The sequence below is a fragment of the Flavobacterium sp. T12S277 genome, assembly GCF_048514875.1.
Classification (GTDB): domain Bacteria; phylum Bacteroidota; class Bacteroidia; order Flavobacteriales; family Flavobacteriaceae; genus Flavobacterium.
On sequence record NZ_JBLYEG010000002.1, the window covers coordinates 257,298 to 282,683 of the forward strand.

Consider the following 25,386-nt stretch of genomic DNA (forward strand, 5'->3'; position numbering starts at 1 on the left):
ACCAGTTGTCGTTTCGCATAAAAGTTTAGCACTCTACTGTTACTCTCTGGTATAACAGCTGTCTTTGAAACCAACTTTAATCTATGAACAAAAAAAATCCTTTTGTATTCTTCCGGATTTAGAAGCGTACAAAAGGATTTATGATTTTAAAAAGAACTAAAGTTACAATTCGAATTCGTCTGTATTTTGTTCTGTTTGTGTAGTATCTTTTACAACTGCCGGTCGCGTATAACAATCTACTTTTATAGAGAGATTGGCCGGGCGTTCAAACTCCGATTTTGAAATCTGTAGTCCTTCATCAGCGTAGCATAATTTCATAAAATACCCCCAGATTGGTAATGCTGCTGTTGCCCCTTGTCCGTAAGTCAAGCTTTTGAAACGTGCCGAACGGTCTTCACAACCTACCCAAACTCCGGTTACAAGGTTTGGTACCATTCCCATAAACCAACCATCTGATTGGTTTTGCGTTGTTCCTGTTTTACCAGCAATTGGGTTTTTGAACATGTACGGATATCCTGTCCAACGGTTATCACCGCTTCCACCGCCCTGCGTACGTAAACGTGCACCTGAACCGGTTTCGGTAACTCCTTCTAACAATTTGATTACTGCAAAAGCGATATCTTTATTTAAAACGTCGTGTGATTCCGGAATTGGCTCATAGATCACCTCTCCGCTTTTGTTTTCAATACGGCTTAAAAATTGCGGTTTTACATATACACCCTGATTGGCAAATGTGCTATACGCAGCAACCATATCTTCTACTGTAATGTCTACAGCACCAAGTGCGATAGACGGCTGAGCTGGGATTTCGGTTTTAACCCCTAACTTATGGGTTAATTCTACTACAGCTTCTGGACCTGTTCGGTCAATTAATTTAGCCGATACGGTATTGATCGAATTGGCAAGACCTTGTTTCAGGGTTACCATTCCGCGGTATCTGTTATCAGAGTTTCTTGGTTCCCAATCGGCAGTAACATTATGACGTCCTTTGTGAATCATAAAAGGTCCGTCAAGGATTGAATCACAAGGAGACATGTTGAGCTGCTCAATAGCCGTTGCATACACAAACGGTTTAAAGGTAGATCCTACCTGTCTTGCTCCCTGTCCAACGTGATCGTACTGGAAATATTTGTAATTAATTCCACCCACCCATGCTTTAATGTTTCCGGTTTGAGGTTCCATGGCCATTAAACCAGATTGCAGGAAGTGTTTGAAATAACGAATCGAGTCAAGTGGTGTCATCACGGTATCGCGTTCTCCTTTCCAGGTAAACACACGCATTTTTGTTTTTACTTTGAAGGAAGCAATGATATCTTCATCGCTTTTATCCATTTCTTTCATGAGCGCCCAGCGTGTTGAATTTTTCATCGCCTGCATCATGATACGGTCAGTTTCAGCTTGTGTAATGTTTACAAACGGCGCATTTTTATTGGTTTTCATTTCAATAAAAAATTGCTGTTGCAGGTTTTTCATGTGCTCGGAAACGGCTTCCTCAGCGTGTAGCTGCATTCTTGAATCGATGGTCGTGTAAATTTTCAAACCATCTTTGTAGATATCATAATCTGAACCGTCTGGTTTTTTATTCTCTGCCACCCATTTTTTCATGTAATCACGCAGGTACTCTCTGAAATAAGTAGCAGTTCCTTCACGGTGACTTTCCAATTTGAATTTTAAAGCAATTGGAAGTGCCTGTAATCGTAACTTTTCTGCAGTAGTAATCATTTTTGCTTTTTCCATTTGAGAAAGCACTACGTTACGACGGTTTTTTACCCCTTCCGGATTACGAACAGGATTGTATAATCCTGAGTTTTTGAACATTCCAACTAAAATAGCCGATTCGTCCATCGTTAAATCTTTAGGATCTTTAGAGAAGTAGGTTTGTGCTGCCGAACTTACTCCAACAGAATAGTTTCCAAAGTCATACACATTACAATACATGGCCAAAATTTCATTCTTGGTATATTGTCGTTCCAGACGAATAGCGATAATCCACTCTTTTATTTTTTGTACAATTCTAAAAGGAAGAAATTTAGATCCTTCTCCGTGAAATAATTGCTTGGCTAATTGTTGTGTTAAGGTACTGGCTCCACCATTGGTTCCTAAACTAAAAACGGCTCTTAAAGTTCCGCGTCCGTCAATTCCGGAATGCTCATAAAAACGGGCATCTTCGGTGGCCACCAAAGCTTCTACCAAACTTTTTGGCAAATCGGAATACTTCAACTGAGACCTGTTGGTTTTGAAATATTTACCAATGACCACTCCGTCAGACGAAATGATTTCAGTGGCTAAATTGGAATCCGGATTCTCCAGATCCTCAAAAGAAGGCATTGAACCAAATAAGCCCCATGAGGCAAATAAAAAGAAGGCAAGAACTCCTAATAAACTATAGGCAAAAATTCTCCAGAACTTCTTTTTGTAGTAATTAATATCTTTAACGCTAGTGGATTGATTGTTTTTCTTAGCAGCCATAACTATTTTTCTAATCTTTTTGTTCTATTCTAAAACCAACATCTGTAATACCTTCTAAAGCCTGAACTCCAGGAATTTTGCCTGATTCTCTGACGGCTTGTTTGATATGTACTTTGTATTTTCCTTTAAACTTTACGTCTTCTTTGTAAAACAATTTACTTTCTTTAATGTCAGTAAAACCGTTTCCTAACAAGGTACCGTCGGGATTTGCCATTTGGTACTCTAAAGTATCTACTTTGGTGAAACCGCTTGGTGTTTCGATAGCCACAATCAGAAACAAATTATTGAACGGATAGTTGTTATTGTCTCTCAGATTTACAAATAAATTGTATTTTTTGGTAGAATCTAAAACCGGCAAATCGAAGGTTACAATACTGTCTTTGTGCCATGCACTTCCAACAGATTTGTATTCATCGAATACTCTTTTTTTATCGCAGGAAAAAAGAAGTATTGCTGCCAAAAGAAGAATCCCGCTATTTTTTATTCTCATTTTTAGTAATAATTATAGGTTTTCTAGGCTCAGATGGTTTTTTAGGCTCAGCTGGTTTTTTATCATTCGAATTATTGGGTTTGTTCGATTGATTTTGCTTGTTGTGGGGTTTATTCGATTTATTCTGATTCCCAACAGCCGGTTTATTGGTATTGTTATTGGCCTGTTGTGGCTTGTTTGGAGTGGCCACAACTGCATTTTCAGCATTTGGTTTGCGTTTACGACTTGGCTTTTTCTTTCTTTTTGGCTGATCGAAACGGGTTAAACTTTCCTGCCCCATTGCATTATTAAAGTCTTTTTCAGGTTCTGAAGTCACTTCAATTGCAAAATCTTCTAATGAAGACACTTTGTTTTTTTGTTTGTTTTCGGCAATAATTTCTTTGACCTGATCGATTTTTAAAACATGCCAGTTGGCAAAATTATTGGTGTAAGCAAACCACATTAATCCTTTAAAAATATCTTGTTTCTGACAAATGGCATCCCCTTTTTCGGTCACTAATTTAGTGTCATAATCCGGGAAATCTTTCAGCGCATCCATATAAGTGTCTAACTCATAGTTCAAACAACACTTTAATTTTCCGCATTGTCCTGCCAGTTTCTGAGGATTCAGCGAAAGCTGCTGGTAACGCGCTGCCGATGTGTTGACACTTCTAAAATCGGTCAGCCAGGTCGAACAGCAAAGTTCACGTCCGCAAGAACCAATTCCTCCCAAACGAGCTGCTTCCTGACGGAAACCTACTTGTTTCATCTCTACTCTGGTACTAAATTCTTTGGCAAAATCTTTAATCAGAAGCCTGAAATCGACTCTGTCATTTGCTGTGTAGTAAAATGTAGCTTTTGATCCGTCTCCCTGAAATTCAATATCCGAAATTTTCATTTCCAGCTTATGCTGAATCGCCAATTCACGGGCACGAACTTTCATTGGTTCTTCGCGGTCACGCGCTACAGACCAGATATCAATATCTTTTTGAGAAGCTTTTCTGTAAATTTTAGGAACTTCGTTACTTTCAGGATTTACGCCTTTTTTCTTCATTTGAATTTTTACCAATTCGCCTGTCAAAGTCACAATTCCAATATCATGTCCCGGTGAAGCAACAGTTGCTACAATATCACCAATACTTAACGTTAATTTTTCTGAATTTCTAAAGAATTCTTTACGTCCGTTTTTAAAACGAACCTCAACACAATCAAAAATCGCCTCTCCATTAGACGGACTCATATTCGCGAGCCAGTCAAAAACCGTCAATTTATTGCAGCTATCGGTGCCGCAAGTCCCATTATTTTTACAACCTTTTGGTGCACCACCATCTGAGGTTGAACAACTTGTACATGCCATAATTATATATGTAGTGTCGCAAAAAAGCGACTTAAGTTCATAAACGTTTGATCGGTAAAGATAGTATTTTTTTTAGTTTGCTTTTTAACGATTAAAACTAAAGGGGTGTTAAATACGTAAAAGTCTCTTTTTTAATTAAAAACGCATTTTTTGACAGCATTTTTTAATTATTATTCAATTCGCAACTTACTTTGTACGGCTTTCCTTTACAATTTTCTTTTTTATTTATCAAATTATATTTTTTTTCTTATAAAATATATTCCGAATATTTTTGCGCAAAATTTATTTAGTTTTAATAAAAATAATATGATAAAAAATTACGTTTTTAAACTCTTTGCAATTGTCATTTTTGGCATTTTACTATCCGGTTGTTCTCAGAATGACGAATATTCAGCTATTGAAAAACAAGAATCACTAGTACTGACCCGCTCAAAAGAATGGTTGCATCAAAAACAGGTCGTAAACGATACCGATGTAAAATGGAATTCCGCAACCCTGTATCAACAAAGTGCCGAAAATTCTTATGTTGCTATAATTCCGGTACGCTCTACCGATCATTTTCTTTTGCAAAAAATTGTGCTTGAAATCAATGATTATAATATTACAGGAAAATTATGGAGCTTTAATTTTAAAGATTCACAAGAAATAGAGGTCCTGCAAAAAATAGCAACACACAAAATACTCGAATCTTTCACTGGTGAATTAAGAATTACTAACTTAAAGACCATGGAAACAAGAAACGATAACTACAAACTAGGCATCGCAAATGGTAATAGTCTTTTTTCAAAAAGTAGTGGAGCCGGAATCTGTAATAACTGCCACGGAAGTGGAGACGAAGGTGCTATCAAATTAAACGAGGTAGTCGTAACCGGACCCGGAGGAAGCCCTTGGCCCAACCCTATCACCAATCCTGTAAATCCACCAATATTGCCAATCGGCGGTGGCTCCTTTGGAAGTGGAGGCGGTGGTTCATCATCCAATCCTTTGAACATCAACAACCAGCTTACTGGAAAAGAAAAGTGTTTAAATGATTTATTAGATCAAAAAGGGGATTCCTTTGTACAGGATTTGCTAAAAAATTTCAAAGGAAAATCTGAATTTGATATTAAAATAGGTTCAAAAAACAACGTATTTGTTACAAAAGACGGGGTGACCACTGAAGTCAATGGAGCGACTCATCCACCCAAAAATAATGTCATCGAAATAGAAATAAATTCTTCCCGAATCAATGCACATTCTGCTTTGGATGCGGCCAGAACTATTTTGCATGAATACATACATGCCGACATCTTCAGGAAACTTAATTCAGTAAATGGAGGCAGCGGAGTTCTTAATTTCAAAACTACGTATGAAGCCTACGGAAACCAACATGGTGCAATGGCTGCTCTATATCTTGAAAGTATGAAAAATGCGTTAAAAGATTTCCATAAAAACATGCTTGGCAGCGACTATAACAAATACACGGATTATTATGGCGAACAGCCTAGCGATGCTTTTTATGAAGCGATGGCCTGGGGAGGTTTAAAAGACAATGACGTGAAAGCCTGGAACGATCTTTCGCCTGCCAAAAAAGCGGAAATAGAAAATCTGGCCAGAAGAGCCAATCTTTTAACAAAACCAGCACCTTGTCCAAACTAACCTTATAAAAAACTGGTAAGTATGAAAAAACATATGGTATTTGCATTTGTATTGCTATGTATTGCCGGCAATATAAATGCTCAGGGAAAAGCAAAGGATACATTATTTTTTAATGTTGATCCGTATTACAGCATATCACCGACAATTACTCCAAATTTGGAGAACAGAGCCTATTCTGAAACGCAGGAGGCACTCAAAGAGCAGATGAAACATACCCAAACAAATGGATACCTCTATTTTGTTGGAGACGGCTATTTGACAAAGAATTTAAAGCCGAAAAAGGTACTGTCTATAAAAGACTATATCGAGAATCGAAAATTTTATCTGGACGGAAAATACAACAGGATTATAGACAAATGGAAACTGAAAGATTCACTAACCAACAAATACAAAATATATTTTGTTCATGGTGATGAATTTATCGCGCCAAGACATCTGGAATACAATTCTTATTATCCAATAGGAAAAGGAGAAAGCGCTATCGTTAACAAGGTAAAAGACACGCTCTTTTTTAAACTGGATAACAAATATATAAAGTCGTATCCTCAAAGTCCGGATCATTTTTATCTTGCAGACGGTGGTAACATCGCTACTTCGGGCTCCTTTTTCTTCAGAAAAGTTCAGCTATCAAATAATGTGAAACCGGAAAAAATCCTTTCCATTGAAAATTTTGTCCAATCCTCCCGATTTTACAATAAAGACAAAACACAAAAATTAAATGATTATGAACTTGCAGAATATTTCAACAATTATGTGATCTATTTAGTTTCTGATAAAAAAACGGGATATGTCCAGGTGGAATCAGGTTTTGTAATTGAGTAATATTCATTTACCAGCATACAAATAAGCATACACAAAAACTTTTTCTCGTCTTATAAATTAAACCCGACAGGTTTTTGAAACCTGTCGGGTTTGTTGTTTTTTGGGTATAAAAAAACCTAACAGCATTTTAAATCTGTTAGGTTTTTATTTTATAACAATCCGGAACTTAATCCAGAATCTTATATATTTTATCTGACAATCTAATTCTGAAAGGAACCTCAAAAGTAACCTGATCACCAATTGTAGCTGTTGAAGTTTCAGCTCCGTTTACAATCAGTTTCTCTAAAACCAATTCCTGATTACCAGTCGTTGGTCCGGAAATTAAGATTTTGTCGCCACTGTTTAACGCTTGATTTTCAATTGTAAATTGTCCCACTTGAGCTTTTACATAATAATGCTCTGCTTTTCCAAGAAGTACTTTTTTGACTTTTACTTTCTGACGGATATCAGCCGGTTTCTCCGCTGAAGCCAACGCAGTATTAGGCAGATCGCCCGAATGCTTGAATTTTAAATTTTCTGATTTTCCTTTTCTGAAAACCTTGTTTCCTACTTGTTTTCCGGTTCTTAAACGAACCTGATCTACTAAAGGCATATGAATCACTTCCAGACATTCTGTCGAACAGCAGTTTTCCATTGCCGTTTTACATTCATCACACTGAATAAATAATAAATGACAGCCATCATTTTCGCAATTGGTATGATTGTCACAAGGTTTTCCGCATTGGTGACATTGTGAAATGATATCTTCTGTTATTCTTTCACCCAGACGGTTATCAAACACAAAGTTTTTTCCAATGAATTTACTTTCTAAACCTTCGGCCTCAATTTGTTTGGCGTAGTTGATGATACCACCTTCCAGTTGAAAAACGTTTTTGAAACCCTGGTGTTTGAAATAAGCACTTGCTTTCTCGCATCGGATTCCTCCGGTACAATACATGACAAGATTTTTATCTTCTTTATGATTTTGTAGCTGTTCGTTGATCATAGGCAAACTCTCTCTAAAAGTCTCAACATCTGGGGTAATAGCATTTTTAAAGTGCCCTACTTCACTTTCGTAGTGATTTCTAAAATCGACCACAATAGTATCCGGGTCGTCTAAAATCTCGTTGAACTCTTTGGCTTTCAGGTGAACACCTATATTGGTTACATCAAAAGTTTCGTCATTCAAACCATCAGCGACAATTTTATGACGAACTTTAATAGTTAGTTTTAAAAAGGAATGATCGTCATGCTCTACAGCTTCATTCAATCGTATGCCTTTCATAAAATCGTAGACCTCCAGAGTTGTTCTAAAAGCCTCCAAATTTTCGGCAGGAATACTCATTTGAGCATTAATACCTTCGTTAGCAACATAAATTCGGCCTAAAGCATCAAGCTTGTTCCAGGCAATAAATAAATCGTCGCGAAATTTTTTGGGATCTTCAATTTTGGCATACGCATAGAAAGACAACGTTAGTCGTTGTTTACCGGCATCATCGATCATGATGGCTCTTTCTTCTGCGCTCAAAGTGTTATACAGTTGCATGCTATAAACAGTTTTAAGTTAAGAATATATGTGATTTTTTAAAATCTTGTGCAAAAGTACCATTTATTTTGAGATTAAAAATGCTATTAACATTTCATCTCATTTTTTTGTGAGGAGTAAGCCCTGTGTTTATAATGGTATTTGTGTTTTTGGCACAAAGGTACTGAGGTTTTATAAAAACAAAAAAGCACTATTTTCATAGTGCTTTTTTATATAACCTTTGTGCCTAAAACCCTTAGAACCTCAGCGGCTCAGAACCTTAGTCCCTTAAAGAATTAACAAAACTCCTCAAAAGCATCTTTCAAATTCTCAGCGATCAATTCAGCTGGACGTCCTTCGATGTGGTGACGCTCTAACATGTGAACCAATTCTCCGTTTTTGAACAAAGCCATAGATGGCGATGATGGAGGAAAAGGAAACATATGTTGTCTTGCAGCATCTACCGCTTCTTTGTCAACACCTGCGAAAACTGTAATTAAGTGATCTGGTTTTTTAGCTCCTTCTAAACTCATTTTAGCTCCCGGACGTGCATTTCTTGCAGCGCAACCGCAAACAGAGTTTACAACAACTAAAGTGGTACCTTCAGCTTTGATAGCATTATCTACAGCGTCAGCACTATGTAAATCTTGAAAACCAGCAGCTGTTAATTCAGCTTGCATCGGTTTTACCATTTCTTCTGGATACATATTTTTTATTTTTAAGTTTTACTTTTGAACTGCAAAGTTACAAAGTTTACTCGCAACTACTTAAATTCAGGTATAAAGTTTTGTTATAGTTCAATTGTTATTTACTAAACTTTTTTTGGTAGGGGTAAGTCTCATAGATCGTATTGTCTTCATTGAGAGAAAAACCTTTAGCAGCATCCTCTCTGGCAATCCCCACCAAAGCCACAACTTCTTCTTTGGGTTTACCTTGCTTCAGCCAGCAGATCGCTTTATAATACTTCGCATCTGAAAATTCAGGATAAATTTTAATCGCTTTATCAAAAATAGTAATTGCTTCATCCCATTTTTTCAATTCGTAGCGCGCAATTCCCTGATAAAAATACGCTGTAGGATGTTCTAATTGTTGTCTGTTTTTATAAATATCATTTACATAATCGTCAAACAGCTTTTCGGCTTTATCGTATTCATTCAATTGCAAATAACAAAGCCCTATATAAAAACTATAGGTATGATCCATGACATAACTGTTTCCGTAAAGTTTGATGCATTCTTCAAAATCTTTGATCGCCTCTTTGTAAGTATGGGCAAAAATGCATTTGATAAAGGCTCTGTAGGGCAACCAGCGCTCTTTATTATAAAAAACTGCCTTGTCTAAATACTGCATTCCCACTTCATACTTTTTGCACTTAAAATAAGGCATTGCTTTTTGCTGCCAGAGATAGGCAACGGTACTGTCTTTTTTTAAGCCGTTATCAAGGCAATCCTGCCATTCGGCCATTTGAAAAACATAGTTATACTTTTCGGCACAATTGGTTAAAAACTCTTCAACAATCGCATCATGTGCTTTGTTTGTGGATACTTGCGCGAAAGAGATAATCGAAAAAAAGAAACTGAATCCTAAAATAATGTTTTTCAAAGGTTATTGGTTTAAGTTGAATTTATTTGGAAGAAAAATCACTCTAAATAACGCTTTTATAAACGGCATTTTGGGACACTTTAAAATAACTTTAACATCCTCAAACAAGGTGGTTTCTTCGTCTAAGAATTTAAAAATCAAAGACGGATTTCCTTTTTTAAATAAGGACGAAAAAATACGACTTCCCAATTCATTATGGCGATAAAGAATATCCAAAAGCAATAAATCGTAAAACCAGAATCTGCTTTTTTTATGAAATGCACTCATTTTGAGCGACGTTGAAGAACTAAGAAAGGCCACTAATTCAGCTGATTTTTTATCCGAATTTCTAAAAGTAAACCCCGTGCTTGCTTTCGTCCAGCCCCCGGCAGTTCCAATATTCAAAACGCGTTTGGTATTTTTTTTCCAAAACGGATAAGCAGTCATGGGAATACTCCCCTGCTCTTTTTCCAGAATTTGATAGGAATGAGCCCCTAACTTCTCCAAGTAAATATGAATCTCATTTTCGTATTCTTCCTTAGAAAGCAAATGTTCCGAAAACAGCGTATACTCTACCAAAGCCTCCGTTTTTGAAACCGGCAAAACATACATAAAACGCGTGTTGTGCTTTTGTTCAACCGAGAAATCCATAAAAGTAGCTTGTTCCGGATGGAAGACTTCCTTTTCAGATTTCACAAACCAGCCTGTAAAATGCTGCTGCAAAACAGGATACTTTGTTTGACTTAATGCAAATGATGAAGTATAAATACTATTGAAAAGCTGATTGCAGGTGTACCTGTTTTCTTCCGTTCCAATAAAAACATGAGTTTCAAGCTCGTTGATATTGGTTACTTTTTCGTTTAAAAAAGTAACATTGGGATGTTTTGCAAGTTCGTCAAAAACAAAATTATAAAAGTCTAATCCTCGAATTTGGCTGTATTGATAAGGGTTCAGATTTAAGTCACGTTTAAAATTTCCGTCGGCAAACAAGGCAGAGTCCCATTTTTTGGAAACAATCGGATTCCATAACGTTTTATGATCGGCCCAAAAACACCAGGTTCGGTCATTTGTTTTTTTCGCATCCTGATCCAATACTAAAATTGATTTGTCTGAGAAGTTCCCCGACAATGTCATTTTGTAAACGGTCATCAAAGCCGCTAAACCTGTTCCGGTAAAAATGTAGTCGAAGTGTTTAATTTGCGAAGAATTCATTTTCAAAAATAAGAAATTTTATTCTTGCAGCTTTTCTAAAATCACTTTAAAATCGGTAGGATTAAGGTAATTACTGTATTGTAGAACGATCTCATTCTTCTCATTCAAAACACATAAAACCGGATATACAATCTGTTCCTTTAGTGTCCCAAGCTGTAAAGCCAGTTCATGAACACCTACATTATTTCCCGTTGGTTTGTATTTAAAAATCTGATTATTAAAAGTAATGTCTCGTTTTTCTTCGGCATTAAAATCGATGAAATAGAAATCGGAATTGAGCATATCGATGATTTCCTGATTTTTGAAGGTTGTCGATTTCATTCTTTGGCAATACTGGCACCAATCGGTATGAATAAAAACAATGATTTTCCGTTTTTGAATTTGCTGCAAACGATCTACTTCTTCAAAAGTACTGCCTTTCAGCTGGCAAAATCCTGTTGAAGTGATTCCGAAGAAGAGAATAAGTAAAAACAGCTTTTTCATTGTTTTGTTTTTTTGCCACAGATTATAAACTTACCTAAAAGTATATCGCAGTCCCAAAAAGCCGCGAATCGTTTGATTTTGCCCGTAAACATAAGTGGTATCAAAAGTCAAACCGTACGGATTGTCTGGCGTAACCAGTACTTTACCTGCCGAATCGTACTGCACATTTTTATCAAACGGATCATTGGTTCTCGAAATCAAAAACGGATTATTCTGCTTTGGAGTAAAATTCAATAGGTTTTTTACTCCTCCGTATAGCTCGAAATTCTTCCAGCCTAAATAACTAAACTGAATGTTTTGAATGCTGTACCAGGGTGAGTTTGGATTTCTCGGATCGTATTCGTTCAATAAAGGCAGTTTCATCGGGCTGTAAACATTTCCGGTATAATCCAACAGTAAATTCCAGGGTTCAATTTTATAGGATACGCTCCAGGTTCCGGTAAATCTTTCGGTTAAAAAAGGTCTTTGCGAAATTCCATCCTGAACGTTTTTGTTATCTAAAACAGTCGCTCCGAGAATAAACTTTAAACTATTGGTGAAATTAACATCGACATTCGTACTGATTCCCTGACTGATAGCATAACCATCAATATTATCGTAAATGATTTTATTGGGATCGGTTTCATAATCTGAAATGATTTTATTGCTGAAACGGGTATAAAAAGCGGTTGTTTCAATTCCGATAAAAACACCGCTGTCAAAGTTTATTTTCTGAATATAATTCAAATTTACGTTGACGGATTTCTCTGGTTTTAAATCATTCTGAAGCACGACATCGCGTGATCCTGTCAGGGCAGCATGATCTTCTGTAAACAAATTTACAACCCTAAATCCGGTGCCGGCATTTAATCGGAAGATGGTATTATCATTTGCTTTAAAACGATAGGCAAATCTGGGTGTAAAGATAGAACCGTGAATGGAGTTGTAATCGTATCGCGCTCCCAGTAAAACCTGACTCTTTGGAGAAAACGTGATCTCATCTTGAACAAAAATTCCCGGCAACCAGGTGCTTTCGGCTTCTTTTGTTGCCGGTGTATTGTCGTTGTAATACGAATATCGAGTGGCAATTCCGGCAAGGAAATCATTTGCTCCTATTTTTTTATCCCAGGTTAATTGCAGGAAACCTATTTTTTGATTCGCTATATACGAGGTCGTTCCATAGCGACTGTCCTGATAATGCACGTTTCCGGAGAACGAAAGCATCAGTTTCTCTTCAAAAGGCAATTGATAACTTCCTATTAATTCTCCTCTTTTGGTATAAATACTTTCACCGTAAATTTCATCACCTCCACGGTATTTTTTCTCCCAACGAACGTCGCCACCCCAGCGATCTTCATACATACCACGTGCTGCGATGGTAAAAAGACGATTGTTATTGCGATGAAAACTCCACTTATTAAATACCGAAATCCTTTTAGAAAGTGTCACATCCGTAAAATTATCTTTGTCTTTATCGATAACCTGATCGTAGTTGAAATAATTAACCCCTAAAAGTGAAGTCGCTTTTTTTCCGGCATTAAACTTCATTCCTAAATCGAGATTGTTTTCAAAATAGGTAGTGGTGAAATAATCGGCAGAAAAAACCGGAGCATTCGTTGGGTTTTTAGTAATAATATTGATTAGCCCTCCAACGGCCTCACTTCCGTAAAGAGAGGAAGCCGGACCTTTTACAATTTCTATTCTTTCTACCAAAGAATTCGGAATTCCAGACAAACCATAAACTGTAGAAAGACTGCTGACTATGGGCATCCCGTCGATTAAAACCAAAGTATAAGGCCCTTCCAAACCATTGATATGGATGTCACCGGTATTACAAACCCCGCAATTCAGCTGTGGCCTGACTCCGTTTATATTCTGAAGTGCTTCATAAATACTGGGTGTTGGATTCTTCTTAAAAAAAACAGGCGAATAAACCTCAACGGGAACGGCACTTTCCAGACGTTTTACCGCTTTTAAGGTTCCCGAAACAACCACTTCGTTCAACTGATTGTCTGTATCGTCCAATTCGAAATCATACGATGGAGCAACATCCTTCAGAACGTCAATTTTCTTTTTTAAAGTCTGAAAGCCTACCAGCGAAATCTGAAGCGTATAATTTCCAACCGGCACTTTTTCGAAGTTGTAATGTCCCAAACTATCCGTAACCGTTCTGTATTTTGTTCCTACTAAATGCACATTTGCCAACTGTGCCTGATGGCCGTCAGCGGAGATAACCCCAGAAACAGAATTAGTTTCCTGAGCAAATGAAAACTGTAAACAAAACAAAAGCAGTATTAAAAATAGTTTTTTCATTATTATAAAATTAAATTTAGACAAAACTAAAAATTAAATTTGACAAATAGTGTTTCTAAAGCCAAAAACTTTAAAACAGGCTTCAATTCAATGTTTTGCGGGGATTTTACTGACATTGAAACGGAGTTAGTCCTCTTCCTTTTTAAAGCAGATTAATCAAATTTTGTTCTTGCAAACGGAGACAGCTTCTATAGCTTCATGTAAGATGAAATGCCTTTTGACAAGTTATACCAACGCTGTCTCTATGTGTTTAGTAGAAAATTATTTCAGACAAATGATTCGTCAATGAGTTCTTTATTGATCGATGCCCCGGCGAAAGATCCGGAAGAAACGGCCATCGCAACAGATCTTGCCTGAATATGGCAATCGCCACTGGCAAAAACTCCCGGAACTGTGGTTTTTTGAAGTGCATCTACTTTCAGCAGCCCTTGTTCAGTCAATTCGCAGCCTAAAGATTCCGGTAGCGGACAATGTTGTTCGAAAGGCGACTTAAAGTAAACCGCTTTCACTTCAATTTTGGATTGATTTTTAAAACCAATATGCTGAATATATCCATTTTCCTGCTCTACAGCCACAATTTCATCTTCTATAATTTGAATTTTATGTTCTTGTAAAATTCGGGATTGCTCTAAAGTAAAGATTGATTTTCCGTTCGTCAGTATTCTTAAATCGGTGGTCCAGTTCGAGATGAGTTTCGCATATTCAAAGCCCATATCACCATTGGCAATGATCGCCGTTTTTTCTTTTTTAACTTCATAGCCATGACAATACGGACAATGTAAAATCGAAATTCCCCAACACTCGGCAAAACCATCAATTTTAGGCAGAAGGTCTCTTATTCCTGTTGCGAATAATACCTTTTTGGAACTAAACACTTTTCCGGATTCTGTTTTGATCTCAAATCCGTTTTCCGTTTGAATTGCGCTAATTGCCAATCCGTTATAAAACTGAACGGTATCGTAAAAGTCTACCTGTACCTTGGCTTTCGCCGAAATAACTGCGGGTTTCTCCCCATCGTGTGTTATAAAATTATGCGAATGTGGCGTCTGTCGGTTACAAGGCAAACCACTATCGATCACCAAAACCTGTCGTAAAGAACGCCCCAAACTCATTGCTGCCGAAAGCCCGCTATAACTACCTCCAATAATTATAACCTCATAATTCGTGTTGTGTATCATGATTTAGTATTTTTAAAAAGTGCGTGGAATTGGAAAAAGATCGTTTTTTGGAAAAAACCCATCCTGAAACTCTACAATTTCATCTGCTGTACAAAGGCACTTTTTCAATTCGCTGAGAATTTCATTTTCCTTTATTTTCTGACCAATAAAAACAAGTTCATTAAGTCTGTCACCAAAATTAGAAGTCCACCGCTCCTCGATAATATCCTGAAATTCAACAAAATTGTTAAAGGTCATTCGTTCGCTTAGCGGCATACTTGCCCACCAAACTCCAGCTCCTTCGGCTTTCATTGATCCACCGGACTGGCTCCAGTTTATCGCTTGTTCCGGTCGGGAGGCCATCCACAATAGTCCTTTACTGCGAATGATGTTGGCAGGAAAATCGGATGTAATAAAATTCCATAATCGATTGGGATGAAAAGGTCGCGGATCTCTGAACACAAACGAATTAATTCCGTACTCCTCCGTTTCCGGCGTATGAATTCCTTCCAATTCCCTGATCCAGCCCGCTGAGTTTTCGGCCTCTTCATAATTGAACAGTGCTGTATTCATAATTTCGTTCGGATTTACTTTTCCTAAAACCGAAGTGATTATTTTCGCCACCGGATTAAGTTTTTGGATAAAAGCTTTTAAAAACAATAATGATTCAGCACTAATAAGGTCCGTTTTGTTCAAAATAATAACATTGGCAAATTCTACCTGATCTACCAAAAGATTGACTATTGTTCGATTGTCATTTTCAATATTGGATACGTTTTGCTCCTGCAATGTTTTAGCGGAACCAAAATCTTTAAAAAAGTTAAAACTATCCACAACAGTAACCATCGTATCGATTAAACTAAACCTGGACAAATCAATATTCTCCTCTTCATTCACAAATGAGAAGGTTTGGGCTACCGGAATGGGTTCGCTAATGCCAGTACTTTCAATAAGCAGGTAATCAAATCTGTTTTCTTTTGCCAGTTTTTCGACTTCAAGCATCAAATCTTCCCGCAGGGTACAGCAAATACAACCGTTTGTCATTTCGACCAATTTTTCCTCTGTTCTCGATAAGCTATGCTCCTTCTTTACGAGTTGCGCATCAATATTAACTTCACTCATGTCATTAACAATCACAGCAACTTTTAATCCTTCTTTGTTGTGAAGAATATGATTGAGCAGTGTCGTTTTTCCTGCGCCAAGAAATCCGCTTAATACGGTTACGGGTAATTTTTTCATGGTTAAGCGTGTTTATGGTTTCTATAATTCAGAAGATGCCCGACAATCATTCCGATGCCGCCTATAAAAATCAAATCCAAATGAATGTCGAGTATAATTTCACTCAGTATGCTGATCCAAATCAGGCACATCGATAAAATTAAAGCTGTCGCGACTAAAAGACTTGATTTTTTAATAATTTTGAGAACTGCAACCAAACCTATGGAAGCAAAGATCAAATCGATAAACGGATTGTGACTTAAACCCAAAGGTAAAATCGTAAGAAGCGGAAATACGAGACAATGAACCAGACAAATGGTAGCACTTGAGATTCCTAATATATCGTAAAAAGGTGTCGTTGTTTTCTTCATTTTCAGTACATTTGCTTAATGCAATTATGTTGCAAATATATACTTTTATTTTAAATGCAACATTGTTGCGTTAATATTTTTTAATGCTCTAAAAATGAAAACAACAAGAAATACAGCAGCAAAGACAGCCGTTCTCGAGATTTTTGACAAATCGAAGACAGCCCTGTCACACACCGAAATTCACAAACTAACGGAGGATTTATGCGATCGCGTGACCATCTACAGAATATTAGACCGCTTAGTAAATGACGATATCGTACATAAAATCGTAAACCTTGACGGAACGGTAAAGTATGCCAAATGCCATCATCATGCGCAACGATTACACATTCACAATCATGCTCATTTTAGCTGTGAAAAATGTTTAGAGGTAACCTGTCTGGAGAATGTAAAACCGAGTTACATTATTCCGCACAATTATAAGGTAAATGATATAAACTTCACCTTGTCAGGATTGTGTCCGAATTGTTTGAATTCAAACATTTAAGTTTTAGACTTGTCTAAAAATATTGTTGTGCGAATATAATTTATCCCTATATTTGTTCAAACAACATTTTTACAATGACCAAATCTTTAGAAGAAGTTCATCAATCGGTTGCAACACAGCATAAAAAAACAGGTTTCAGAAAAATATTAGCGTTTTTAGGTCCGGCATACCTCGTAAGTGTAGGGTATATGGATCCCGGGAACTGGGCGACAGACATCGCCGGAGGTAGTCAGTTTGGATATTCTTTGCTTTGGGTTTTACTGATGAGTAATTTAATGGCACTACTCCTTCAGAGTTTAAGCGCCAGACTCGGAATCGTGACACAGCGCGATTTAGCGCAGGCATCACGCGAGACCTATTCTAAATTTATCAATTACATTTTATACTTTTTAGCCGAAATTGCCATCGCAGCCTGTGATCTTGCCGAAGTTCTGGGTATGGCGATCGGAATTAATCTTCTTTTTGACATACCGTTGATTGAAGGCGTTTTAATCACCGTATTAGATACTTTTCTATTGTTATTCCTCATCAACAAAGGAATCCGAAAAATGGAGGCTTTTATTATTGTGCTTGTAGCGATCATTGGGTTTTCGTTTATATTCGAAATGATTTTTGCTGAACCGGAACTGGATAAGGTTATTTATGGCCTAGTGCCCTCAATTCCAAGTTCTGCTGCTTTGTATATCGCTATCGGAATCATTGGTGCAACGGTAATGCCTCATAATTTATACCTTCATTCATCACTGGTACAAACCCGAAAATTCGACAGGACTCCCGCCGGAATTAAACAGGCGCTGAAATACAACTTTATAGATTCGACTATCGCCTTAAACCTTGCCTTTTTTGTCAACGCCGCCATACTGATTCTGGCAGCGGCGACCTTTTACAAAAACGGAATGTTTGAAGTAGCCGAAATTCAGGATGCACACCAATTTCTGGAACCTTTATTGGGAACCAAATGGGCTCCAATTTTATTTGCTGTGGCCTTAATTGCTGCCGGGCAAAGCTCTACCGTAACCGGAACTCTGGCCGGACAAATTGTAATGGAAGGCTACCTGAATTTACGCATCCAGCCTTGGGTTCGCAGAATTATAACACGATTGATAGCTATCGTGCCTGCTGTCATAGTGATTTTAATTTATGGCGAGAGCGTAACGGGGAAACTATTGATTTTAAGTCAGGTTATTTTAAGTCTACAGCTGGGTTTTGCGATTATTCCGCTGATTCATTTTGTGAGCGATAAAACCAAAATGAAAGGATTTCATATTTCCAAAACAACACAGGTAGCTGCATGGATTATTGCTTCGATTATCGTAACCCTAAATGCTAAACTGGTATTTGACGAAATCACTTCATGGCTCGAAAGTTCAAAGAATCCAACGGTGCTTTGGTTTACTGTTGTTCCGCTTGCCTTTGGATTTCTCGCCCTGCTGCTTTATATCGTATTCAAACCTTTTGTTACCCGAATAAAATCAAACATTGAAAATCATTCCCCACATCATTTAAAATTAGTTTATACGCCAAAGGAAAGTTATGGCAAGAAAAATATAGCCATTACGGTCGATTTTTCTAAGGCCGATGAAGCTGCACTCAACAATGCCTTTGAACTGGGCGGAATCGATGCGCAATACACCTTAATTCACATTGTGGAAACTGTTGGAGCTTTGATGTACGGCGGTAATGTTGACGATCATGAAACTACCATAGACGAAAAATTACTACTGGAGTATAAAGAGATGCTTTCCACAAAAGGTTTCAAAATCAAAACCGAACTTGGCTTCGGAAAACCGAACAGTGTGATTCCGAACATCATCAATGTTGGCAACTTCGACATTCTGGTAATGGGAACCCACGGCCACACCGGCCTAAAAGATATTTTGTTTGGCACAACCGTAGATAAATTGAGACATAAAATTTCTATACCTTTGTTGATTGTTAAATAAAGCCGCTAAGGTTCTGAGTTGCTAAGTTTCTAAGGCTGCCCCTTTGATGCTTTTAACTTAGCAACTCAGAACCTTAGAACCTTAGAACCTCAAAAAAAAATGACTTTTTCAGAAGAAAACTATCTTAAATCCATATACCATCTTACGGCTTCGAACGATGCTGAAGTGAGCACCAATGCTATTGCCGAAATGATGGAAACCAAAGCTTCATCAGTTACGGATATGCTTAAAAAGTTGTCTGAGAAAGATTTAGTGAATTACAAAAAGTATCAGGGCGTTTCATTGACCGAAAACGGGAAACTAGCCGCCAAAATGATTGTTCGAAAACACCGCTTGTGGGAAGTGTTTTTAGTAGAGAAACTAAATTTTTCCTGGGATGAAGTTCATGATATTGCCGAGCAACTCGAACACATCAAATCGGAGCAGCTGATTAATCGTCTGGATGATTTTCTGGGAAATCCTACCGAAGATCCGCACGGAGACCCAATTCCCGATGCTAATGGACGAATCGTTAAAATCGAGAAACAATTGCTTTCTGAATTAACGGATCATCAAACCGGAGTTTGCGTTGGTGTAAAAGATACTTCCTCAGAATTCCTAAAGTATCTGGACAAACAAGGAATTGCTTTAGGATCGAAAATTGAATTCTTATCAAAAGAATCATTTGATTTATCCGTTAAAATTAAGGTTGATGGAAAGGAATTGTCTATTTCGAATAAAATTGCCTCAAACTTGTTTGTAAAGCTAGTTTAGAGGTTTCTTATTCTTTAATGTATAAAGATTTTTTTAGATCTCCATAAACGTGCCGAGCCTATGGCTCTCCATCTTGTGGGGGATTTATTTTTTGGACGGATTAAAATCCGTCCCTACAAAATTAAAAGGGCGAGCCTATGGCTCTCTTTTAATAATTACTTCAGGAAAGTTCCGGAGGAACGATAGATACTATAGCAACGGATTTTAATCCGTTGACCCAAAAACACAAAACACGGTAAAGTTCCATAGGAACGAAACATATAGTATCAACAGCTGCTAATCCGTCAGCTGCTTTAAAGATTCTTGCTGTTACTTAATACATAAAAACTTTTAAAATCTCCATAAACATGCCGAGCCAATGGCTCTCCATCTTCTGGGGATTTATTTTTTGGACGGATTAAAATCCGTCCCTACAAAATTAAAGGGCGAGCCTATGGCTCTCTTTTAATTATTGCTTCAGGAAAGTTCCGGAGGAACGATAGATACTATAGCAACGGATTTTAATCCGGTGACCCAAAATGCAAAACACAATAGAGTTCCATAGGAACGGGAACATATTGTGACAACGCAAAAGTTCCGAAGGAACGATAGAATCAACCGTATGTCTTATCGGTTTGTGAAACCCATTTTCCGGCAACATCAACATTTTGTCTCAGCAGCAAATTTAGCTGGCCAATATGATGCTGTACATGCCTCATGTTGTACAAAATCATCTCAATCCGACTGTAGTTCTTATTTGAGGTAATGAATCTTTCTTTTGAAGTCTCTTCGTTTAATCCCTTAATTAAATAGAAAACCTTTTTACGGGAATACTCCAAATAGTCAAGCAGTTCTTCTTTCCGGTAGATTCTTTCGGGTAAAATTCCTTGTAGATCAAATTCTGATAAGGAAAAGGGTTTAGGAGGAGAAAATGTATCCGGCTCTGCAGATGCATAATAATCCATCCAGAAGATCGTGTGATAAGCAGAATACCAAAAATCTTTTTTGTCCCAAAAATGTTCAGGACAAACTAAAATCGAACTTTCGAGCATGTCTATTACAGCGCCAAATTGTCTCCATAATATTCCTCTAAGTTCATCCATAACTTACTTTTTAAACAATCCCTTTCTCAATCATCTCCAGCATAGCCGGCGACGCGTTTTTAAAAGTAGGTTCCTGTTCAATGATGCTTCCGGCATTCTTTTTATTTACTTTGAAAGTAACATCGTTGGCTGTGGTAAACAAAAGTGCGGTCAGAAATGGCTTTTTGATATAAGAGCCTAAAACCAATAAAGCTTCATCCAGCGTATGAATGCTTTCAATTTCTTCCGTTTTATAACGAGTCGTTAATGAAATAGAGAAGGTATTGTCTTCATTTAAAACTAAACGAAAATAAATATTCTTAATCTCGGTATCGCCCATTGTTTTGGCCAAAGTCAATTTTGCGAAAGTTCCGGCCTGGATGCTTTCTTTAACTCGTTCACAAAAAAGGGCAAATATTGGTTCGTACATTTTTTTAAGGTTCTAAGGTTCTGAGATGCTGAGGTTCTAAGTTCTTAAAACCTCAGTCTATTATTTTATTGCAAAGTTGCACAAAGATTTATATAACCTTTCTTTGTGAACCTCCGTGCTATCTTCGTGGAACTTTGTGGAATAACTTATTTTCCTGTAAATTCAGCTTTACGTTTTTCTAAAAAGGCAGTTGTTCCTTCTTTAAAGTCCTGGGTTCCGAAACATTTTCCGAATGATTTTATTTCGGTATCAAAACCATTTTTACCATCTGCAAAATTCGCATTGATCGATTTTATAGCTTTAGCGATAGCAAACGGTGCATTTTTAATAATTTTCTGAGCGATTCCACCAGTAAATTCTAAAAGTTCAGCTTGTGGTACTACGTGATTTACTAAACCGTACTGCTTAGCCTCTTCTGCAGAAATCATTGCGGCTGTCATAATCATTTCCATTGCACGGCCTTTCCCTACTAACTGTGGCAAACGCTGTGTTCCTCCGTAACCCGGAATCAATCCTAAAGTTACTTCCGGCAATCCCATTTTTGCATTGTCTGAAGCTACTCTAAAATGACAAGCCATGGCCAGCTCCAATCCGCCACCAAGAGCAAAACCATTAACGGCTGCAATTACAGGTTTCTTTAAATTTTCGATAAGATCAAATAAGGTTTCCTGGCCCTCTGCAGCCAGCTGTGCTCCTTCAACAATATTATAATTGGCAAATTCTGAAATATCCGCTCCGGCTACAAATGCTTTCTCGCCACTTCCGGTGATAATGATAACACGAACATCGTCATTTTTACCTAACAATTTCACTGCTTTACTTAAATCGCTGATCGTAGCTTTATTTAATGCATTTAGTTTGGTAGGTCTATTAATGGTTACGGTTGCTATTTTTTCTTCAATTGAGATTAAAAGATTTTCGTAGTTCATGATGCTTAATTTATGAGTTTGTTATCGGTAAAGAAACCCTGAATGTGGTTCCTTTTCCGTAAGTTGATTCAAAGGTAATTGTTCCTTTGTAATTTTCGATAATGTTTTTGATAATTCCGAGTCCTAGCCCCATCCCGCTCGTTTTCGTAGTAAACTTTGGTTCAAAGATTCTACTAATATCCTGTTTCTGAATTCCGATGCCGTTATCTTTTACCGCAATTTCAACATTATTGTTTCGGCGTTTTACGGTTACTACAATAGATTTATGAAACTGACTCTCCGGAATTGCCTGTGTGGCATTTTTAACGAGATTGGTGATAACCCGTATCAATTGCGTACGGTCCATTTTGGAAATGATTTCTTCCTCCTCGCTTTCAAAAACAATATAATCTTCATTGAAAATATCTAACGAAAGTTCAACAACCTCCACCACATTTAAGGTTTCGTTTTGTTGTGCCGGCATCGAAGCAAAGTTCGAAAATGCAGAAGCCACAGCTGTCATGGTGTCAATTTGCTGGATTAAGGTCTCTGAATAATCGTTTAATTTTTGCTTAACATCCGGCGCGGTCGGGTCAAACTTGCGTTGAAAACTCTGCACCGTTAATCGCATCGGCGTAAGCGGATTTTTAATTTCGTGTGCTACTTGTTTTGCCATTTCACGCCAGGCTTCTTCACGCTCGCTTTGGGCCAATTTTATGGCACTGGTTTCCAATTTGTCGACCATTCCATTATAAGCCTTGATCAGAAAGTTAACTTCCTTGCTATTCGCTTCTAAAACAATCTTTTCGTTTTTCTGATCTAAATTAGTTTCTTCCAGTTTATCCGAAATTGTTTTAAGTGATTTTGTGATATAAGTGGATAAAAAGTAAGCCAGTCCAAAAGCGACAATCAGCATAAAAGAATATACCTGACTTAGACGAATCAAAAAGGTATTGAGCTCATTGTCGTAGTACCCGTCGTCTTCTAAATATGGGAGATTCAAAATTCCGAGTGGCTTGAACTTTTCGTCTTTAATCAAACTATAAGAAGATCTGTTTTTAACCCCATCAATCGTTTTAATGTCTACAAAACGTTTTTCGATCGAAGACCGCACTAATTTCAGGATGTATTCCGGAATTGGTGGCGCTACTTTATCAACAGCAAAAGACTCCTTTGAGGATTTCAGTAATTTCCCGTCAAGACTGTAAATGTTGATTTCGATTTTATGAATCTGAGCCAGTTCGTGTATTTTATCTTTAAAAATCAGATCCAGATTGGCCGTTTTTAAAGGATAGGTTGTGGTAGAAAGCACATAATTAATATGTTCTTTTACTGCATTTTCTTTACGTTCGAGACGCTCCTGATGGTATTCTTTTGCTTCATTTTTAAACTGAATAATCGAAATAGAAGCCAATAAAAACGATGCCACAACAATCAATACAATCATCGAAAGGAAAATCCTGACACGCAGCGAAAGCATCGACATTTTGAAGTTGTTAAACATATATTTTAGTGTTCAGTCTCAGTATTCAGTCTCAGCATAAACTGAAAACTGCGACTGAAAACTATTTTCTCTCTCTAATTCTTTTATAAAAACGGAATCCCAGCATGATCAAAACCGAGAACAAAATGATTCCGATGACGCCAAAAATCCAGTTGATGGCACTTTTTAAAACTACTAAAAAAACTACTGCAAACAGTATGATTGTAGCGCCTTCATTCCATAAACGCATGAAGTTATTGGAATATTTCACCTCATCATTCTGTAGTTGTTTAAAAATCTGATGGCATTTCAAATGATACAGATACAGCAGAAAAACAAAACACAATTTTACATGCATCCATGGCATTTTAAGCCAGGCGTTTCCTAAATCTGTAAAAAACAGCATCCAAAAAGCAAAAATACTCGCTAAAACTGCGGACGGCCATGTAATAATGTACCACAAACGATAGGCCATTATTTTGTATTGTGCCTGCAAAATTTCTTTTTCAGGAGATGGTTTTTCGCTGGCTTCAATTTGATATACAAACAAACGCACTATATAAAACAAACCTGCAAACCAAGTGATTACAAATATAAGATGCAGTGATTTTAAGTAATTGTAATATTCCATTATTATTTGTTTCAAGTTTCAAGTTTAAGGTTTCTTCTAAAGTTGATTATAACTTGAAACCTTAAACCAATATTATTTAGCCCAATCGTTAATCCAGTTACTCACGGTCTGGCACCACTCGTCATCATCATTCAAACACGGAATTGCTAAGAAATCTTCTCCTCCGTTTGCTTCAAAATCTTCTTTGGCACGCATGGCAATTTCCTCTAAAGTTTCTAAACAATCTGAAACGAAAGCTGGTGTTACCACCGCTAAATTCTTGATTCCTTTTGCTGGCATCTTATCAATTTCAACATCAGTATAAGGCTCCAGCCATTTGTCTCCCGCTAAACGTGACTGAAAAGTTAAGCTATACTTATCTTCAGGAAGCCCTAATAACTTCACGACTTGTCTGGTTGTTTCATAACACTGATGACGGTAGCAAAAATCATGTGCAGGTGAGGGTGTATTACAACAAGATCCGTCAATTTTACAGTGTGATTTTGTCACATCAGTTTTACGAATATGACGTTCCGGAATTCCGTGGTACGAGAACAATAAATGATCGTAATCAAAACCAACCAAATGTTTCTGAATAGAATCAGCCAGATTCTTGATATAATCCGGTTTATTGTAAAACGCAGGAACATCAGTAAAAGTCATCTGCGGAAATTTCTTCTTGCGAATTTCTTCTGCCTTTACTAAAATAGTTAAAGTCGAAGCCATCGCATATTGTGGGTATAAAGGGAAAAGCAATACCTCCGTAACACCTTTTTCATGTAATTCCTGAAGTCCTTTTTCGATCGTCATGCTTCCGTAACGCATTGCTAAAGCAACAGGTACATTTACCAAAGGCTGAACTTTTTTTTGCATTCTTTCAGAAAGTACAACCAAAGGAGAACCCTCATCCCACCATATTTTCGCATAAGCATGTGCTGATTCCTCTGGTCTTTTTCTTAAAATAATACCACGAACCAACAAAGCTCTTAATAAATACGGAACATCAATCACGTATTTATCCATTAAAAATTCGTCTAAGTATGGTTTTACATCTTTTGGTTCTGGGCTTTCCGGAGATCCTAAGTTTACTAATAATACGCCTTTCATGTTTTTTGCTTTAGGCTTTAAGCGCTAGGCT

The 25,386-nt window shown here is 37.3% G+C and carries 23 protein-coding genes; 5 read left to right on the plus strand and 18 right to left on the minus strand.

Annotation, left to right across the window (positions count from 1 at the left end; all coding sequences use genetic code 11):
• Positions 1-162: 162 nt before the first annotated feature.
• The 3 genes from ACN1CN_RS05335 to ACN1CN_RS05345 are packed head-to-tail and all read right to left on the minus strand — an operon-like array spanning position 163 to position 4,295.
• The gene (locus tag ACN1CN_RS05335) at positions 163-2,469 is read right to left on the minus strand and encodes a penicillin-binding protein 1A (protein WP_264525735.1); all 2,307 of its coding nucleotides are present in this window, start codon (positions 2,467-2,469) and stop codon (positions 163-165) included.
• 10 nt (positions 2,470-2,479) lie between these two features.
• Positions 2,480-2,959 (minus strand): gliding motility lipoprotein GldH, encoded by a 480-nt coding sequence (locus ACN1CN_RS05340; RefSeq protein WP_264525736.1) that lies wholly within the window; start codon positions 2,957-2,959, stop codon positions 2,480-2,482.
• Positions 2,943-4,295 carry a PSP1 domain-containing protein gene (locus ACN1CN_RS05345; RefSeq protein WP_264525737.1) on the minus strand — a complete coding sequence of 451 codons (1,353 nt, stop codon included), beginning with the start codon at positions 4,293-4,295 and terminating at the stop codon, positions 2,943-2,945. Before ACN1CN_RS05345 ends, ACN1CN_RS05340 begins: the two co-directional genes overlap by 17 nt.
• Before the next feature lie 306 nt (positions 4,296-4,601).
• Here ACN1CN_RS05345 and ACN1CN_RS05350 point away from each other — a divergent pair, with 306 nt between their 5' ends.
• Positions 4,602-5,933, plus strand: a complete 1,332-nt coding sequence (locus ACN1CN_RS05350) for a hypothetical protein (RefSeq protein WP_419134910.1) — start codon at positions 4,602-4,604, stop codon at positions 5,931-5,933.
• Positions 5,934-5,954: 21 nt separating this feature from the next.
• A complete protein-coding gene (locus tag ACN1CN_RS05355; RefSeq protein WP_419134911.1) occupies positions 5,955-6,755 on the plus strand; it encodes a hypothetical protein in 801 nt (266 codons plus the stop codon).
• Between the two features lie 166 nt (positions 6,756-6,921).
• Here the strand turns inward: ACN1CN_RS05355 and ACN1CN_RS05360 are convergent, their stop codons facing one another.
• From ACN1CN_RS05360 to ACN1CN_RS05400, 9 genes are all read right to left on the minus strand, one after another.
• Positions 6,922-8,280 carry a rhodanese-related sulfurtransferase gene (locus ACN1CN_RS05360; RefSeq protein ID WP_419134912.1) on the minus strand — a complete coding sequence of 453 codons (1,359 nt, stop codon included), beginning with the start codon at positions 8,278-8,280 and terminating at the stop codon, positions 6,922-6,924.
• Between the two features lie 275 nt (positions 8,281-8,555).
• Positions 8,556-8,966, minus strand: coding sequence for a BrxA/BrxB family bacilliredoxin (locus tag ACN1CN_RS05365; RefSeq protein WP_173964459.1), 411 nt, complete (start codon positions 8,964-8,966; stop codon positions 8,556-8,558).
• 97 nt (positions 8,967-9,063) lie between these two features.
• Positions 9,064-9,861, minus strand: a complete 798-nt coding sequence (locus tag ACN1CN_RS05370) for a tetratricopeptide repeat protein (protein WP_419134913.1) — start codon at positions 9,859-9,861, stop codon at positions 9,064-9,066.
• 3 nt (positions 9,862-9,864) lie between these two features.
• Positions 9,865-11,052, minus strand: coding sequence for a lycopene cyclase family protein (locus tag ACN1CN_RS05375; protein WP_419135020.1), 1,188 nt, complete (start codon positions 11,050-11,052; stop codon positions 9,865-9,867).
• Between the two features lie 18 nt (positions 11,053-11,070).
• Complete coding sequence (locus tag ACN1CN_RS05380; protein WP_419134914.1) at positions 11,071-11,535, minus strand: thioredoxin family protein; 465 nt, start codon at positions 11,533-11,535, stop codon at positions 11,071-11,073.
• A gap of 30 nt (positions 11,536-11,565) precedes the next feature.
• Positions 11,566-13,827 carry a TonB-dependent receptor gene (locus tag ACN1CN_RS05385; RefSeq protein WP_419134915.1) on the minus strand — a complete coding sequence of 754 codons (2,262 nt, stop codon included), beginning with the start codon at positions 13,825-13,827 and terminating at the stop codon, positions 11,566-11,568.
• Positions 13,828-14,093: 266 nt separating this feature from the next.
• Entirely contained in the window at positions 14,094-15,005 is a 912-nt protein-coding gene (locus tag ACN1CN_RS05390) for an NAD(P)/FAD-dependent oxidoreductase (RefSeq protein WP_419134916.1), read from the minus strand.
• Positions 15,006-15,017: 12 nt separating this feature from the next.
• Complete coding sequence (locus ACN1CN_RS05395) at positions 15,018-16,223, minus strand: GTP-binding protein (RefSeq protein WP_419134917.1); 1,206 nt, start codon at positions 16,221-16,223, stop codon at positions 15,018-15,020.
• 2 nt (positions 16,224-16,225) lie between these two features.
• On the minus strand, positions 16,226-16,573 hold the full coding sequence (locus ACN1CN_RS05400; RefSeq protein ID WP_264525746.1) for a MerC domain-containing protein: 348 nt from the start codon (positions 16,571-16,573) through the stop codon (positions 16,226-16,228).
• Positions 16,574-16,667: 94 nt separating this feature from the next.
• On the opposite strand from ACN1CN_RS05400, the gene ACN1CN_RS05405 reads away from it, so the two are divergent.
• The 3 genes from ACN1CN_RS05405 (at position 16,668) to ACN1CN_RS05415 (ending at position 19,756) form a co-directional block, all read left to right on the plus strand.
• Positions 16,668-17,060: a Fur family transcriptional regulator gene (locus ACN1CN_RS05405; protein ID WP_419134918.1), complete on the plus strand. Its 393-nt coding sequence runs from the start codon at positions 16,668-16,670 to the stop codon at positions 17,058-17,060.
• Positions 17,061-17,134: 74 nt separating this feature from the next.
• On the plus strand, positions 17,135-19,003 hold the full coding sequence (locus ACN1CN_RS05410) for an Nramp family divalent metal transporter (RefSeq protein ID WP_291286575.1): 1,869 nt from the start codon (positions 17,135-17,137) through the stop codon (positions 19,001-19,003).
• A gap of 99 nt (positions 19,004-19,102) precedes the next feature.
• A complete protein-coding gene (locus ACN1CN_RS05415; RefSeq protein ID WP_264525749.1) occupies positions 19,103-19,756 on the plus strand; it encodes a metal-dependent transcriptional regulator in 654 nt (217 codons plus the stop codon).
• A 593-nt stretch (positions 19,757-20,349) separates the two neighbouring features.
• On the opposite strand, the gene ACN1CN_RS05420 is transcribed toward ACN1CN_RS05415, so the two are convergent.
• The 6 genes from ACN1CN_RS05420 to hemH all read right to left on the minus strand — a co-directional run bounded on the left by ACN1CN_RS05420 (position 20,350) and on the right by hemH (position 25,355).
• Positions 20,350-20,838 (minus strand): DinB family protein, encoded by a 489-nt coding sequence (locus ACN1CN_RS05420; protein ID WP_419134919.1) that lies wholly within the window; start codon positions 20,836-20,838, stop codon positions 20,350-20,352.
• A 10-nt stretch (positions 20,839-20,848) separates the two neighbouring features.
• Entirely contained in the window at positions 20,849-21,247 is a 399-nt protein-coding gene (locus ACN1CN_RS05425; RefSeq protein WP_419134920.1) for a hypothetical protein, read from the minus strand.
• Positions 21,248-21,393: 146 nt separating this feature from the next.
• Positions 21,394-22,176 (minus strand): enoyl-CoA hydratase/isomerase family protein, encoded by a 783-nt coding sequence (locus ACN1CN_RS05430; RefSeq protein ID WP_264525752.1) that lies wholly within the window; start codon positions 22,174-22,176, stop codon positions 21,394-21,396.
• A gap of 10 nt (positions 22,177-22,186) precedes the next feature.
• Positions 22,187-23,602, minus strand: a complete 1,416-nt coding sequence (locus ACN1CN_RS05435) for an ATP-binding protein (RefSeq protein ID WP_264526368.1) — start codon at positions 23,600-23,602, stop codon at positions 22,187-22,189.
• 118 nt (positions 23,603-23,720) lie between these two features.
• A complete protein-coding gene (locus ACN1CN_RS05440) occupies positions 23,721-24,269 on the minus strand; it encodes a CopD family protein (protein ID WP_291286619.1) in 549 nt (182 codons plus the stop codon).
• Between the two features lie 72 nt (positions 24,270-24,341).
• Positions 24,342-25,355, minus strand: coding sequence for a ferrochelatase (hemH, locus tag ACN1CN_RS05445; RefSeq protein ID WP_264525753.1), 1,014 nt, complete (start codon positions 25,353-25,355; stop codon positions 24,342-24,344).
• Positions 25,356-25,386 lie beyond the last annotated feature (31 nt).

Bases quoted from the DNA above. Each gene is read 5' to 3' on its own strand.
- ACN1CN_RS05335 (WP_264525735.1), bottom strand. From the start codon at position 2,469: ATGGCTGCTAAGAAAAACAATCAATCCACTAGCGTTAAAGATATTAAT.
- ACN1CN_RS05340 (WP_264525736.1), bottom strand. From the start codon at position 2,959: ATGAGAATAAAAAATAGCGGGATTCTTCTTTTGGCAGCAATACTTCTT.
- ACN1CN_RS05345 (WP_264525737.1), bottom strand. From the start codon at position 4,295: ATGGCATGTACAAGTTGTTCAACCTCAGATGGTGGTGCACCAAAAGGT.
- ACN1CN_RS05350 (WP_419134910.1), top strand. From the start codon at position 4,602: ATGATAAAAAATTACGTTTTTAAACTCTTTGCAATTGTCATTTTTGGC.
- ACN1CN_RS05355 (WP_419134911.1), top strand. From the start codon at position 5,955: ATGAAAAAACATATGGTATTTGCATTTGTATTGCTATGTATTGCCGGC.
- ACN1CN_RS05360 (WP_419134912.1), bottom strand. From the start codon at position 8,280: ATGCAACTGTATAACACTTTGAGCGCAGAAGAAAGAGCCATCATGATC.
- ACN1CN_RS05365 (WP_173964459.1), bottom strand. From the start codon at position 8,966: ATGTATCCAGAAGAAATGGTAAAACCGATGCAAGCTGAATTAACAGCT.
- ACN1CN_RS05375 (WP_419135020.1), bottom strand. From the start codon at position 11,052: ATGAATTCTTCGCAAATTAAACACTTCGACTACATTTTTACCGGAACA.
- ACN1CN_RS05380 (WP_419134914.1), bottom strand. From the start codon at position 11,535: ATGAAAAAGCTGTTTTTACTTATTCTCTTCTTCGGAATCACTTCAACA.
- ACN1CN_RS05385 (WP_419134915.1), bottom strand. From the start codon at position 13,827: ATGAAAAAACTATTTTTAATACTGCTTTTGTTTTGTTTACAGTTTTCA.
- ACN1CN_RS05390 (WP_419134916.1), bottom strand. From the start codon at position 15,005: ATGATACACAACACGAATTATGAGGTTATAATTATTGGAGGTAGTTAT.
- ACN1CN_RS05395 (WP_419134917.1), bottom strand. From the start codon at position 16,223: ATGAAAAAATTACCCGTAACCGTATTAAGCGGATTTCTTGGCGCAGGA.
- ACN1CN_RS05400 (WP_264525746.1), bottom strand. From the start codon at position 16,573: ATGAAGAAAACAACGACACCTTTTTACGATATATTAGGAATCTCAAGT.
- ACN1CN_RS05405 (WP_419134918.1), top strand. From the start codon at position 16,668: ATGAAAACAACAAGAAATACAGCAGCAAAGACAGCCGTTCTCGAGATT.
- ACN1CN_RS05410 (WP_291286575.1), top strand. From the start codon at position 17,135: ATGACCAAATCTTTAGAAGAAGTTCATCAATCGGTTGCAACACAGCAT.
- ACN1CN_RS05415 (WP_264525749.1), top strand. From the start codon at position 19,103: ATGACTTTTTCAGAAGAAAACTATCTTAAATCCATATACCATCTTACG.
- ACN1CN_RS05420 (WP_419134919.1), bottom strand. From the start codon at position 20,838: ATGGATGAACTTAGAGGAATATTATGGAGACAATTTGGCGCTGTAATA.
- ACN1CN_RS05425 (WP_419134920.1), bottom strand. From the start codon at position 21,247: ATGTACGAACCAATATTTGCCCTTTTTTGTGAACGAGTTAAAGAAAGC.
- ACN1CN_RS05430 (WP_264525752.1), bottom strand. From the start codon at position 22,176: ATGAACTACGAAAATCTTTTAATCTCAATTGAAGAAAAAATAGCAACC.
- ACN1CN_RS05435 (WP_264526368.1), bottom strand. From the start codon at position 23,602: ATGATTGTATTGATTGTTGTGGCATCGTTTTTATTGGCTTCTATTTCG.
- ACN1CN_RS05440 (WP_291286619.1), bottom strand. From the start codon at position 24,269: ATGGAATATTACAATTACTTAAAATCACTGCATCTTATATTTGTAATC.
- hemH (WP_264525753.1), bottom strand. From the start codon at position 25,355: ATGAAAGGCGTATTATTAGTAAACTTAGGATCTCCGGAAAGCCCAGAA.